Here is a 13,663-nt window from a genome sequence, read left to right on the forward strand (position 1 = left end):
CGCCTATTGGATACGCCGCTCAAGGTCGGCGATCCACATCGCCACTTGCTCGTCGGGAGCGGATCGAAGTTCCTGGCAGCGCTGGTAATGCTCCAACGCCCGCACGTAATCACCCAGATACATGTCGTAAAGTATAGCTATATTACGATGATAAACCGGCTCATTCGGCTCCGCCTTCAGCGCTCTTTCATAAAACGCCAAGGCATTCTCAAAATCACCCTCCTCCCGCGCTAAAACTGCCAACTGATTCAAAGCTCTGGCGTCTTTGGGGTTTACATCCAGAGCCTGAGCGTACCATGTCCTGGCGGACGGCAGATCACCCTGCTTTTCCGCAATGACTCCCAGATTGAAATAAGGCGCGCTGAGACCCGGTTTATCGGCAATGACCTGCTTGAACAAATTCTCCGCCAAAGCGACCTGATTATTGTTTAACGCCGCCAGCGCCTGATCATACTTCATCTGAGTCTGTTCTCCGGCAGGAGAGATATCAGCGGCAGCGTCCTTGCGAGCCGGCGAACCAGCGCAGCCAACCAGCAACAAGGTCGCCGTTAGCGCCAAACCTGTAACGCCGTGTTTATTGCAACGTTTGCGCGACATCCACCTTTACCTCTTGCTTGTCATATCTGGCGGGCATAATTTCCCGCAACGCCAGATAGCTTTTCTTAACCCACTCGTCGTAAACCCCTTGCTGGGTCCGGCTCGCATTGAGCTCGAGAAACTCAATGGCTTTTTCTTCAAAGGGAAACGCCTGTTCCTCCAACAGCAGACTGTATTGCTCCCGCTCCAGATCACTCAGATTACCGGGGCGATTGGATTCCATAATGTCTCTACCCAACTGGCGATACACTTCGCCCATCATGTAAGTCGCCGCAGTGGCGTATTCGCTCACGCCATAACCGTTGATGCGATTGAGGCGTTGCATGACTTTTTTCAGCGCAGCTTGCTTGGCCGCCAACGACTTGCTCAACGGCAAGGTCAGGCGCACGTCGTCAAACGCCGCCTTTTCTTTTTGCGCCAGCGTCCAACTGGCTTCCGCCGCCAGAGATCGGCTCGCGGGAGTCCGTTCTGCGTCGCCGCTCTCCTCAAACTGAATCAACTTCTCGCGCCATTGATCTGCTTGTTGCATCTGTGCGCTCTGGGCGTAGTAATCAATTAATGCATCCCGCACCTGGATAGCGGTCTCGAACGGCGCCGGGAATTCGTTCGCATATTGCAGGTACACCTTGGCCGCCTGCTGCTCCCTCCCCGCGTTTTCCATCAATTCCGCCGCCTGCAACAGCGCCTTGCGCTTACGTTCAGCGTCTTTTTCCCCCGCAGCGATACGCAGCAACTCATCCGCAGCGGATTCCGGACGCTGGTGTTGTTGATAGGCGTAGACCAGTTTCTCGCCAATACCCGCCGTCAGCTTGTGGTTGGGATAGCGCTGACGGAAGTCATTCAACAGAGCAATGGCCTCTTTCCAGCGTCCGAGGTCAATCGCGCGCATGCCCGCATCGTACTGGGCGCTGATGCGCACCTGGGATTCCGGCGCTTCGTCGATGACTCTCTTGTATTCAATAAACGCCGCGGCGACCTCTCCACGCGCTTCCGCCTGCTCGCCCTGGCTGTAAATGCTGGCGGCGAAATTTTCCATCAGCACGTCATAATCCGGCGCCTTGCGGGAGCGCAACGACAGCGCCTGCCGGTAGGCGTGCTCGGAGTCCTGATATTGGCTCAATGCAAAAGCGGAGTGACCGGCGACGGTCCATGCCGCATTACGGGTCGCCTTATCATCTGTAAAAGAAGCCGTCTGGGTAGCGGCATCCAGGGCTGCGCCGTACTGCTCCATGGCGTAGAGTTCATTCGCCGCAAACAACAGGCTTTCTGTCGCGCGAGTATCCCGGGGGAAAGTTTTTGCAAACCGCAGCAGCGCATCCACACGGCGGCTGCGCAATGTAGCGTCTTCCTGATTAGCGTCCACCGCTTTGCTCAAAGCGTTAACGCCGGCATAGGCCGCCTCATGACGTTGAGGAAAGTCAGGATAGAAATAGCCCGCCTTGTCATAGGCCCGCACCGCAAGCTCCCATTCCTCCAGCAGAAAATACGCTTCGCCCTGCAAGTAAAGCGCTTCAGCGGTTTTCCCTTCGGAGGGAAAGATCTCCTCCATACCGTCAAAATACGCCACCGCGTTCTGCAGGTGCGTACGACGCTCCACCCCTGCCGCCTTCAAGCCGAGGGCGTATTCTCTTTGCCCCAAATCATCCAGATATTGATAGAGAGAGGGACGCAGGCGGGTTTTGGCGGTCTCTTGTTGTGAGTTCCAATAGTTCGACGACAGTCCCAGCTCACGAGTGAAACGGGCTTTTTCCTCCCATGCCAGCGAAGGCAGGCCGCCCTGGTCGTAAGCGGCGATAATGCGGTCATGGAAGTCACTACGATCCGTGGCCGCCGGATAGGCGGCGATATAAGCCTGCGCGCTGGCGGCGGCGTCCTGATAGCGCTCGCGCTGCAGGTAGTAGTCGTATAGCGCCGCATACAGTTTAGGCGCCAAGGGACGATAATCGCCCAGCGCAATAGCCGCTTTCAGCGTTTCCGGCCCTTTACCGTAGCTGGCCATGATGCTGACGATGCGCAGGGCGTCATCCCCCGCTTCACGGACGCCGGGCGCCATCTGTCCTGCAGGAGCGGAATTGGACTCCAAGTGAGACAACACTTGCAAAAAAGTCTGCAATGACGCGCTGAAGTTTTCCTGTTTAAACTGGGTCCAGCCCAACATGTAGCGGGCCTTGGAAGCCAGGTCGCCATCGCCGCGATCCGCCAGCACACGGCTGTATGCGGATTGCGCTTTGATATATTCGCCAGCGCTGTAGCGTAACTCGCCAATGCGGAACCACGCCTCTGTCGTATAAGTAGAGCGCGGATACTGTCCTACCAATCGCTCCAGACTGGTCAGCGCTTTGTCGGTACGCCCCAGCATGCCGCAGGCGCGCGCCAACTGATAAAGAATACGATCGTTGTCTTTGTCTCCCGGTTGACGCTGCAACAGGGCTTCGTAGCTCTCTATCGCGATACTCCATATTTCGTCGTCGATCAGCCCCTGGGGTTTGGCGTCGTAGAACAGCTCTTCCAGGTTGATCAGCCGATGCAGCGCCTTGATGCGCACTTCCGGATCGGAGGCTTCGCGGATCAGGCGACTGTATCGCAACGCCACCTCATTCAAAGGCGTTCGCGGCGCTACCCGATAGCTGAAGTCGATATAGGCGGGTTTCAGTTCGCCGATGGTCTTGTCCGCCTCGTCCTTCTCCACGATGATGATCGGCGCCAGCGTGTCCGCCAACGCCTGCTGGGGAATAAAGCCAAGAAGACTCACACTGAGCGCCAGGGCCGCAGCTCTCATAACGCCCCCTCTCCGGCTGTCGCCGCATCTGGCGCAACAGGCTGCTTCTTACGCAGCTCCGCCACAGCCAAATCGTCATACAAATTCACCAACGCCAATTGGCTACGCACGTGATAGCCGTCTATTTCACGCCAGTGCTGCTGCAACAACTTGACCGCCAGTTGTGACAGTTTCTTATCATAATCGTTGATTTTCCCCGCCAGTTCTCGATGCATGGCGGAGAACTCTTTTTGCAGAGTTTCAACTTTGCGTAGTTGCGTCTTGTAGAGATCGCCGCCCTGGCGCAGGCCGCCCTGAACACTGACAAAATTATCCTTGAGTTGATTTAACTTTTCGTCCAGCTCGCGCAACGCCAGCAGTTGCAACGCCTTTTGATCGTCGGAAGCCTGGGCGGCGGACTTGGCCAGCGCATTGCGTTCCGACACCAGTTGATTGAGTTGTTGCGGACGCATTTTTGCAAGCGCTCCAGCGGCGTCCTGCTTCGCCTGATGCGCGCGGCGCTCCAGGGCTGCGGAGAAGATCTCCATGCGTTGCGCGCCATTCTGCAGCGACTGCAGTAAACCGTGCATTTGCAGCAATTCTTTGGCGAAGGGAAAGAAATCAGGTTTATCCATCAAATAATGAACAAAGGCGATCTTTGGCGTATTGGTGAGCAGATCCGTGGCCAGATACCATTCCACTTCGCCGTTCTGCAATGGCGCCTGCAACAGCAAATCCAACACGCCTTTAGCGTTGATTTCGGTCACGACCTCATCGACCTGGCGCTTTTCTTTCTCATACACGGCGATGGCTTCCAGGTATGCGTCAATGGCGGTGGCGCGCAGCTTTTCCTGCTCATAGCCATAGGCGATGGCCTGGAAGGTCTCCGCAACGCCGGAAGACGTGAGGGCGAATTTTTTAGCCCGATGCCAGGATTGAATAGCCGTGCGATAACGCCCCAGTCCCGCGAACGCCATGCCGTAGTCATAGATCGCCGCCGGCGCTCCCGGGCCGGAAGCATGAACGTTTTTCAGGAACGACAGGGCTTTGTTGTAATCCTTGTCCAAAAGCGCGATATGGCCCGCCGCCAACAGGACGCGATCACTCAACTCGCGCCCTTCATAACTGTCATCAGCCATGGCTGCAGCGACGCGAAGCGCGACCAACGCGCGAGAAGAATCAGGATCATCCGCGGCGTAATTCACTCCCAGGTTATAATAGCCATGCGCAGCCCACAGACTGCCCTGGGAGGCTTCACCGAGAACCTTGGCCGCCTCCTGCGGGCGGCGCAATTGCAGGTAGCTGTTCGCCATGTAGTAGAGGGCTTCGTCTTTGCGATCCCGGGCCATACCTTTCATCGCTCCGGCGAACAACTCCACTGCCTCTCCCCACTCGCCATCGCGATAGGCGAGACGCCCTTTGATCATTTGCGCCTGCTGTTTAACCTCGGGTTCTCTGGCGGTAAATTGCAAATGCTCCAGGAGCGACTCCGCATTACAACGCATACCGAACTCCAGACCGGATTCGATGGCGAGAATATGGTTCAGGTTATGATATTGATTATCTACATGATTCGAGCCAAGGTGCTCGTTCTCCAACAGCACCAGGGATTGTAGAAAGTCATTCGTGTAGTAGTGAAACAGAGCTTCCCGGTGCAGTAATTCGTCGGCGGCTTCTTGCGCCCGCACAGCGCTGGCGAGCATGCACAGAGCATTCAGAATCAGCAGCAGGACGGACATTCGATGCATGGTTGGCGTTACATCCCCTTTCATGACGTTCGACCGTAATCAGCAGCGCCTAGCGCAGCTCTCTGATCAGAAAACGGGGCGTTCTGACGCCATCGCCCTGCACCCGCAATTCCAGGTATTTAGAGCCATTTTCTTTATTGAAAGACAGCGTCGCCGCTTTTCTCAGGTATTTGTCGCCGGCGCTGCGTCCATTGAAAACCGCCACCGCCTTGTGCGCGCCCGCGGGCAGGTTCCCCATAAACAGACGTTGCACGCCGCCGCGCTGCAATGCCTGCAGTTCACGTGCGGAGTAGAGGTAAGTGGTCGCCATGTCACCATCCAGAGTCAGCTCGACGGAATCCAGCTCAAAACCGACGTTTTCATCTACGGCCAGAAAAAACACTACTTGCGTGTCGATGGGATACAGGACTTCTTCCTGCAGTTTATATAGCTCGCGGTTGAGCTCGATGACGCGCTGCTTGAGGGCCTCCATATCCCGCTCGGTCGCGGCGCTATGAGCCTGGGAGGAAATGACGAATGTCAGTATGTGCAACGCTGTGATGATTATTCTTGGAATTATTCGCAAAGCCTTCATCCTCAATACCCTTGTGAGAGCCGAACTCCCGGGTGAACGCAGAAAGAGACGAAAGCCATGGTAGCACCGGGTCGTCAGCGATAGTGTGAACTCGATTCACCAAACTACACAAATGTTTACAAAACGAGACATAGTTAGCGTTCGCCACCGACGCCTGATTCGCCAGCGCAGCGCAATAAGGTAAGCAATAGAAGAGAAAGCAATGAAAGAAGCGCCGTCCTGCGACGGCGCTTAGAAAAGATCCTGAGGGAGCTACTTACTCAGGTACTTCATACCCTGCTCCAGCCCATCAATGGTGAGCGGATACATATGCTGGTTAACCAACTGGCGGGTGATTTCCAACGAACCGCCCATGCCCCAATAGTCTCTGGGATAGGGATTCAGCCAGATCACCTTGTCGAACTTATCCGACACCCGTTGCATCCAGACTGCCCCGGCCTCTTCATTCCAATGCTCAATACTGCCGCCGGGATGGGTGATCTCATAAGGCGCCATACTGGCGTCCCCCACAAAAATCACCCGGTAATCCGATGCGTATTTATGCAGAATGTCCCAGGTTGGAATGGTTTCGCTGACGCGGCGGATATTGCTCTTCCACACGCCTTCATAAATGAAGTTGTGGAAGTAATAGTACTCCATGTGCTTGAACTCGCTGCGCGCGGCGGAGAACAGCTCCTCGCACACGCGAATATGCGGGTCCATGGAGCCGCCGATATCGAAAAACAGCAACACTTTTACAGAGTTATGGCGCTCCGGCACCATCTTGATATCCAAGTATCCGGCGTTATTGGCGGTGCTGCGGATGGTATCCGGCATGTCCAGCTCTTCCGCCGCGCCCTGACGGGCGAATTTGCGCAGACGACGCAACGCCACCTTGATATTGCGAATGCCAAGGGTGATGGAGTCGTCCAGATCTTTATAAGTACGCTGCTCCCAAACCTTCACCGCACGGCGATTGCGGGAGCCGTTCTGCCCGATGCGAATGCCTTCCGGGTTATAGCCGTTCGCTCCAAATGGCGACGTGCCGCCAGTCCCGATCCATTTATTGCCGCCCTGATGACGCTCCTTCTGCTCCTCAAGTCGCTTTTTGAACGCCTCGATCAGCTCTTCCAGACCTCCCAGGGATTCAATCTTGGCCTTTTCCTCATCGGTGAGCTGCTTTTCAAATTCCGCCCGCAACCAATCTTCGGGGATTAGCGCCTCCAGCACCGCATTCAGATCTTCCAGTCCTTTGAAGTAGACGCCGAAAGCCTGATCAAACTTGTCATAATGCTTTTCATCTTTTACCAGACAGGCGCGGCTCAGGTAATAAAAGTCATCCATATCCGCAAACGCCAGCCCCTGTTGCAGCGCCTCCAGCAGGTCGAGCAGCTCCCGTAAGGACGCCGGCACCTTGTTCTTGCGCAGCGTCAGGAAGAAATCAATCAACATATAGGTGTCCTCCTTTGCTCGCGGACGCAGCATTGCGTCCGCTCATTGCTGCAATCAGCCTTTTCTGCGCGTCATGAACGCCAGTTTCTGCAAAAGGTGGACATCCTGCTCGTTCTTCACCAAGGCGCCGTACAAGGGAGGAATCGCCTGACTGGGATCGTGGTTGCGCAACACATCCTCTGGGAGATTGTCCGCCATCAGCAGTTTGAGCCAGTCTATCAACTCCGATGTAGACGGTTTCTTCTTCAACCCTGGCACTTTGCGCACATCAAAGAAAACATCCAGGGCGTCCTTCACCAGCGAACGCTGGATGCCCGGGTAATGGACGTCGATGATCGACTCCATGGTGTCTTTGTCGGGGAAGTTGATGTAGTGGAAGAAGCAGCGACGCAAGAAAGCGTCTGGCAGCTCTTTTTCGTTATTACTGGTGATGATGACGATAGGTCGAGTGGTCGCACGGATTCGCTCCTGCGTCTCGTAAACGTAGAACTCCATCTTATCCAGCTCCAGCAACAGGTCGTTGGGGAACTCGATATCCGCTTTATCGATCTCATCGATCAGCAGCACGGACTGCTGCTCAGACTCAAACGCCTCCCACAGCTTGCCTTTCTTGATGTAGTTGCGAATGTCGTGAACACGATCGTCGCCCAGCTGGGAGTCACGCAGGCGCGAGACCGCATCGTATTCATACAGTCCTTGCTGGGCCTTGGTGGTGGACTTGATATGCCATTGAATCAGGGGCGCCCCCAGGGCTTCCGCCAGCTCTTCCGCCAGCATGGTCTTGCCTGTACCGGGTTCGCCTTTGATAAGAAGCGGCCGCTGCAATCGAATGGCCGCGTTGACCGCCAGCTGCAGATCGTCAGTGGCGACATAATTCTTGGTGCCGGAAAACTTCATGTGTGAAACCTTGTAAGTTGTGTGAATGCATAATTATTAGAGGAGTTATAAGCGGATATATTACCCGAAAACATTCAAATATTTCATGCCAGCCGCTAAGCTATCTCTCACGCTCGTATTGTTATGGCCGGGGAAATCTACTTAATCTGCAAGGAGATACGTAATGAACGTCTACGAAGACAACTCCATGTCCATCGGCAACACGCCGCTGGTGAAGCTGAATCGCGTCACCAAAGGCAATGTGTTCGCCAAAATTGAAGGCCGCAACCCGGCCTACTCTGTGAAATGCCGTATCGGCGCAAACATGGTATGGGATGCGGAGAAATCCGGTCGTCTCAAGCCAGGCATGACCCTGGTTGAGCCCACCAGCGGCAACACCGGTATTGCTCTCGCCTTTGTCGCCGCCGCGCGGGGATATAAGCTGATTCTGACCATGCCCGCCACCATGAGCCTGGAGCGCCGTAAGGCGATGAAAGCGCTGGGCGCGGAAATTGTGCTGACCGAAGGTCCCAAGGGCATGAAAGGCGCGATCGAGAAGGCGTCGGAAATCGTCTCTCAGGACCCGCAGCAACACTTGATGCTGCAACAGTTCGACAACCCCGCCAACCCTGAAATTCATGAAAAGACCACCGGTCCGGAAATCTGGCGGGATCTGGAAGGCGCAATCGATGTCCTGGTCGCTGGCGTCGGCACCGGCGGCACCATTACCGGCGTCTCTCGCTACATCAAAAACACCATGGGCAAAAACATCACATCCGTGGCCGTGGAGCCCACTGCCTCCCCTGTGATCACTCAAACTATCAAAGGCCAGGAATTACAGCCCGCCCCTCACAAAATCCAGGGCATCGGCGCCGGCTTCGTACCGAAGAACCTGGATTTGGACATGGTGGATCTGGTTGAGCAAGTCACCAACGAAGAGGCCATGGAAATGGCTCATCGCCTGATGCGGGAAGAAGGCATCCTCTGCGGCATCTCCTGCGGCGCCGCGGCGGCCGTTGCGGTTCGCTTGGCGGAGCGTGACGAGTTCAAGGACAAGAATATCGTGGTTATTCTGCCGGACAGCGCAGAACGCTATCTGTCCACGGCTTTATTCGACAACTTCTTTACTGAAGCGGAAAACGTGCAGTAGTTGGACAACGCCGGCCTTCGCGCCGGCGTTTGTGCTTTTACTCGCGGGATTCACTTTCTCCGCTTTTAAGCATCAGCGGGCTTCACCGCCCCTTCTTCATACCATCTGGCGGCGACAGCGCCGTCCCGAAAAGCGATCAATTCCCCTGGGCGCATTTGTCGCCACTCTTCATCGACGGTCAGCGGCTCCGTGACAATCATGGTGACTTTGTCAGTGGGATTGGTGTGCTCTTCGAAGTTCACCCGAATCTCGCCGTCTTCCAAGGAAGCGCAGCCGAAGGGCGCCTGCCGGGTGATCCAGTACAATTTGGTGGAGCAATACGCGAACAGATACTCCGAGTTGGTGAACAGCATGTTGAACACGCCTCTCGACGTCAGCTCCAGACAATTCCGATACAGCCTTCCGCCCAGGCATTCCAGGCTGTTGAAGTCATTACAGCCGCTGGCGACATCCTCCAGCAACCAGCAAAACGCATGCTCGCTATCCGTCTCCCCCACCGGACGAAAACGTCCCAAAGGCAGATCCTGATAGGATTTCAGTTGTCCGTTATGCGCAAAACACCAGTAATAGCCGCCCAGTTCACGGATAAAAGGGTGAGTGTTTTCCAGGCTGATGTCGCCGACATTAGCCTGCCGGATGTGGCTGATAACCGTACGGCTTTTAATGGGATACTGACTGATAAACCGCGCGATTTCTGAGGTAGCGCTGGGATTGGGATCACGGAACTCACGCAGCCCCTTGCCTTCATAAAAGGCGATGCCCCAGCCGTCTTTATGCGGGCCGGTCTGGCCGCCGCGAAACATCAGACCGGTCCAGGAAAAACAAATATCCGTCGGCGCATTCGCGCTCATTCCAAGAAGTTGGCACATGTTCAGAAGTTAACTACTTTTTGTCTTCGTCTTCCGATCCAGCGGGGAGGTCGTCAGTATCGGATATATCAAAATCTTCCAGGTTGAACTCATCATCCATATCCCTGGCTTTCTCATTGGAAGCCAGAATCTCGTCGGCGAGCGACTCTGCGTCCGTATCTTCAGCGTCGAATGAACTCATGGGGGGCTCGGCCTCCTCCTCTTTTTTCGGTTCCGCTGCTTCCTCCATGCCGAATTCCATGTCGTCCGCCTCATTCATCATAGAGGGTTCTTCGGCGACATCAATAGGCTGTTCCAACTGCTCTATCTCGTCTTCCAGATCATGCCCGGACTCTTCCAGGGAAGGAACGTCATCGGGATCATCCAGCTTGGTGGTCTCTACCGGCTCTCGAACCTCCTTTTCAATACGGCGTTTGCGGTAGATCCAATAGCCGCCTCCTACCGCCAGCAACAGTAACGTGGCGCCGCTGGCTGCGATGATAATCCACAGCATGGCGTTGGAGCCCTTTTCCTCCACCGCCGCATCCTGCTGTTCCGTCGCCGCCTGATCCTGCATTTCCGGCGTAATCGGCGGAACGATGCTCTCTTCTTCAGGCTGCTTCGGAGGCTCCGGGGCTTTAACGGCCTCCTCCACCAGCGTCTCGTTCATTTGTTCCACGCTGCTGTCGTTCACCAACGAGCGATATTCATTCGGCGACGCCTCCTGACGAGGGAATTCCGCCATCACACTGTCAGGCTCGAAACGGAAAGCGGAGCCGGAACGGGTTTCCCCTTCCACCCTCAGCATAACTTCATATACGCCATCGCCCCGGGTAGCGTCGACTTCCAACTCCCAGCGCCCCGTTTCCGGGGTAAAGGGAATGGATTTAATCAAATTACCGCCGTCCGGCCCTTTGATCTTGGCGATAATCGAGGTTTTCGCTTCGTTGATATTTGGACTGAGGGGACTAATGACAATTTTGTAGCGCGTATCCGCCCCAGCGCCGGTGGCCTCAAGATCCACCGCCATGGGCGCGTTCAGAGAGATCAGCTGCCGAGATTGCCGTTTGAATGTGCGACCATCGGCCTGCACCAGCACTTCGTACCTGCCGACTTGCTTGAGCTTGGTGATACTTTCACGAAAGACGCCATCGGCTGGAGGAGCGCCTTCTTTGGAAATACGTTTTGTACCGGATTTGTTGTCCTCTGTCCGAATGGTGACGTCCACCGCAACCAAGTCCAGAAAAGTCCGGTTTTGCACTAATTCGCCGTCTTCAAAAAAACCGATCTTGAGCTCCAGCTGGTCTCCCGCGTAGAAGTTCGCCGGCAGCGGGTCCACCACCATTTTCAGATTGCTCACGACCGTCACCCTGCTGCCCGGGGCCAGCTCCGCGTCCAGTTTCCACTCCCCTTCCAGAGGCCTTTGCACGGTCACCAAATCGTAGCCCGCCGCTTTGAACCACTTAACATAGTCAGGACGGTCTTTTTCAGTAAAGCGCTTGCCGGTAGGCTCGACAATGGCGGTTTCCGCATTTTCGCTGGCGCGAAACACCAGGGCGGTAAACTCTTCGATGCTGGAGTCCACATCAAATGCATTGTCTTCCAGAGGCACCTCTTCAGCCGGGGCCGCTCGCTCGAAGGCTTGCAGAAAGACGCGACTCAACTGATCAGACGTTTCCGCAATCGCGTTGATGCCATTACTGCCAATAGAAAGCCGTTGCAGCAGCATCTGATCCGCATTCTTGGATAACGCAATGGTGTGAATCTTGGCGCCGAAGCTCGCGATTCTTTTCAGCACCTGGGTCAAAACGCGATCCCGCTCCGCGACGTTTTCCCCTGGCTTTTGCGAGATATCCACCACGCCGTCGGTGAGCAGAATGAAATGCGTGTTGCTGTAATCCTTACCTTCAACAAAGTCCTCGGAAGCTTTCTCCAGCGCCGCGCCGATATTGGTATATAGCGCCGTCGAGCTGATTTCCTTGGCTTTGTCCTTGGCCAGGCGACGCCAATTGGGATCGACGACCTGATGCGGGGCCAGCTCATTCACATACTGCCCGAATGTCCATACTCCCGCCGAATCGCCTACAGGCAACAGCTCCGTCACCAGATTAAGAGCCGGACGCCGCAGGTTTTTCGGGTCATTCTTTTTCATGCTGCCGGAAATATCGATGAGCACGCGCACATCCGCAGGCGGAGGCAACTCCATCTGCGCGGAGGCGACTCGCCACAGCATCAAGCTACAACACAGGCAAACGAGAATCTGGCGGAAAAGCAATGTCATATTCGAGCGTATTCCAAGTTGGCGCAGGCGAATGAAGCCGCTCAGCAGCCGTCTCCGCTGGAAATATCGACCGCTGGCGGGCGCAGCGCGGCCGTGCCCGCGGCCATCCTTACTTCAAGTTATAGCAGGTTTTGTTGCAACAACAATAAAATACGCAGGAATTGCTTAAAAAAGCGAAGGGACTTAATTGATTTTTAAGTAATTATGTACGCCGTCTAGGCTTAGCTGGCGCGGGTTTGGCGGTAACGAAGAGCTTGCCAAGTACTACTTGCAGCGCGAACAGCAGACCGATGACGCACCAGGCGGCCAACATCAGCAGGCCGGCTTGCAAGGCGGCGTTGTCATCATGCTGGAGCCAGTTGTAGGCGGCGACAATATGGGCGGGCGCCCACAGTCCGTCTTTGGGAACGGACATCGCCGGCGTAAACAGCACCACCGCCAACAAGCTGCGCAGGAAGAGTTGCACGGGACGGGGACCACAACGATTGAACAACGGCATCATCAATGCGTATAAAGCCAGCGCCGCAACGAGATAAGCAACCCAACCGGCGATATAACCAAAATCTGTCAGCATAATTTTCTACTTTTCAATAACAGTTGCTTCAAGCGTTCAAATCATATCGATAAGAATCAGCTCTTCCCAATCATCCGGGTCGATATCGTCTTCGCTTATCGTTCTGTGCCGTACGGACTGACCCGCCGCTTCCACGGAGCGCGCATCTCCGCTGATCAGAGGATGCCACGCTGGCAGCGTCTGGTTTTCAAAGCGAAGACGATAAGCGCAAGTCTTTGGCAGCCAGTCACTGATTTCGGGAAGATTTTCCGGCGAGATAATCAGGCAATCCGGGTTCTTCGATGCGCGCGCAGTATAGCAATTACACTGCACCCTTTCAGCATCCAGATAACGGCAGGCGACGGCGGTGAAGTAAAGCTCATCGCTTTCCTCATCCTGTAACTTGTGCAGGCAGCACTTGCCGCAGCCGTCGCATAGAGACTCCCATTGCGCGTGACTCAGCCCATCCAGCGGCTGCTCCCACCAGCGCGACTCAGTCATCCTGATCTTTGCGTCCCACAGCAGGACGTTGTTCACGCGCGCGCACCACATCCATCATGTAATCGTCCTGGATGGAGGGCATCTGCAGATAAAACCCTTTTTCATCGATGGCGCTCATGACTTCCGCTGCGTCGGCTCTGGCCAATGGCTTGTCTTTCGTCAACAGCAGATCAAAAACATGCTGCGGTTTGCCAAAAAGTTGCAGTAACGCTTCCGGCAATGCGCCGACGCCCTGTTTTTTATCCACATAGACATACATTTCCTCTTTCTTGGAGCTTCTGAAAATGGAAATCAGTCTGCGATCCGGAGTCATAACCTGTTTTTACCTCAATACCTTACTTCACGC

Annotated in this window: 12 protein-coding genes; 1 reads left to right on the top strand and 11 read right to left on the bottom strand. The window is 55.2% G+C overall.

Features of this window, described 5'->3' with window-relative positions; translation table 11 throughout:
* Positions 1 to 3: 3 nt before the first annotated feature.
* The 6 genes from ACQYWX_RS18770 to ACQYWX_RS18795 all read right to left on the bottom strand — a co-directional run bounded on the left by ACQYWX_RS18770 (position 4) and on the right by ACQYWX_RS18795 (position 8,005).
* Positions 4 to 597, bottom strand: coding sequence for a tetratricopeptide repeat protein (locus ACQYWX_RS18770; RefSeq protein ID WP_431685930.1), 594 nt, complete (start codon positions 595 to 597; stop codon positions 4 to 6).
* Positions 575 to 3,376, bottom strand: coding sequence for a tetratricopeptide repeat protein (locus ACQYWX_RS18775; RefSeq protein ID WP_431685931.1), 2,802 nt, complete (start codon positions 3,374 to 3,376; stop codon positions 575 to 577). The genes ACQYWX_RS18770 and ACQYWX_RS18775 overlap by 23 nt, the downstream gene beginning before the upstream one ends.
* Complete coding sequence (locus ACQYWX_RS18780; protein WP_431685932.1) at positions 3,373 to 5,127, bottom strand: tetratricopeptide repeat protein; 1,755 nt, start codon at positions 5,125 to 5,127, stop codon at positions 3,373 to 3,375. The genes ACQYWX_RS18775 and ACQYWX_RS18780 overlap by 4 nt, the downstream gene beginning before the upstream one ends.
* A 25-nt stretch (positions 5,128 to 5,152) precedes the next feature.
* Positions 5,153 to 5,677, bottom strand: a complete 525-nt coding sequence (locus tag ACQYWX_RS18785; protein ID WP_216735542.1) for a hypothetical protein — start codon at positions 5,675 to 5,677, stop codon at positions 5,153 to 5,155.
* Between the two features lie 252 nt (positions 5,678 to 5,929).
* Positions 5,930 to 7,108 (bottom strand): vWA domain-containing protein, encoded by a 1,179-nt coding sequence (locus tag ACQYWX_RS18790; protein ID WP_431685933.1) that lies wholly within the window; start codon positions 7,106 to 7,108, stop codon positions 5,930 to 5,932.
* 54 nt (positions 7,109 to 7,162) lie between these two features.
* Positions 7,163 to 8,005, bottom strand: coding sequence for an AAA family ATPase (locus ACQYWX_RS18795; RefSeq protein WP_127971634.1), 843 nt, complete (start codon positions 8,003 to 8,005; stop codon positions 7,163 to 7,165).
* Positions 8,006 to 8,168: 163 nt separating this feature from the next.
* Here ACQYWX_RS18795 and cysK point away from each other — a divergent pair, with 163 nt between their 5' ends.
* Positions 8,169 to 9,134: a cysteine synthase A gene (gene cysK, locus ACQYWX_RS18800; RefSeq protein WP_216735540.1), complete on the top strand. Its 966-nt coding sequence runs from the start codon at positions 8,169 to 8,171 to the stop codon at positions 9,132 to 9,134.
* Positions 9,135 to 9,199: 65 nt separating this feature from the next.
* Here cysK and ACQYWX_RS18805 read toward each other — a convergent pair whose 3' ends face one another.
* The 5 genes from ACQYWX_RS18805 to ACQYWX_RS18825 all read right to left on the bottom strand — a co-directional run bounded on the left by ACQYWX_RS18805 (position 9,200) and on the right by ACQYWX_RS18825 (position 13,630).
* Positions 9,200 to 10,003 (bottom strand): class II glutamine amidotransferase, encoded by an 804-nt coding sequence (locus tag ACQYWX_RS18805; protein ID WP_431685934.1) that lies wholly within the window; start codon positions 10,001 to 10,003, stop codon positions 9,200 to 9,202.
* A 13-nt stretch (positions 10,004 to 10,016) separates the two neighbouring features.
* Positions 10,017 to 12,263 (bottom strand): VWA domain-containing protein, encoded by a 2,247-nt coding sequence (locus tag ACQYWX_RS18810; RefSeq protein WP_431685935.1) that lies wholly within the window; start codon positions 12,261 to 12,263, stop codon positions 10,017 to 10,019.
* A 202-nt stretch (positions 12,264 to 12,465) separates the two neighbouring features.
* Complete coding sequence (locus ACQYWX_RS18815; RefSeq protein WP_216735537.1) at positions 12,466 to 12,837, bottom strand: hypothetical protein; 372 nt, start codon at positions 12,835 to 12,837, stop codon at positions 12,466 to 12,468.
* Positions 12,838 to 12,873: 36 nt separating this feature from the next.
* Positions 12,874 to 13,317 carry a YcgN family cysteine cluster protein gene (locus ACQYWX_RS18820; RefSeq protein WP_431685936.1) on the bottom strand — a complete coding sequence of 148 codons (444 nt, stop codon included), beginning with the start codon at positions 13,315 to 13,317 and terminating at the stop codon, positions 12,874 to 12,876.
* Positions 13,310 to 13,630 carry a YcgL domain-containing protein gene (locus tag ACQYWX_RS18825; RefSeq protein WP_431685937.1) on the bottom strand — a complete coding sequence of 107 codons (321 nt, stop codon included), beginning with the start codon at positions 13,628 to 13,630 and terminating at the stop codon, positions 13,310 to 13,312. Before ACQYWX_RS18825 ends, ACQYWX_RS18820 begins: the two co-directional genes overlap by 8 nt.
* Between the last annotated feature and the right edge of the window lie 33 nt (positions 13,631 to 13,663).

The organism is Hahella sp. NBU794 (genome assembly GCF_050749805.1).
Taxonomy (GTDB): Bacteria; Pseudomonadota; Gammaproteobacteria; order Pseudomonadales; family Oleiphilaceae; genus Hahella.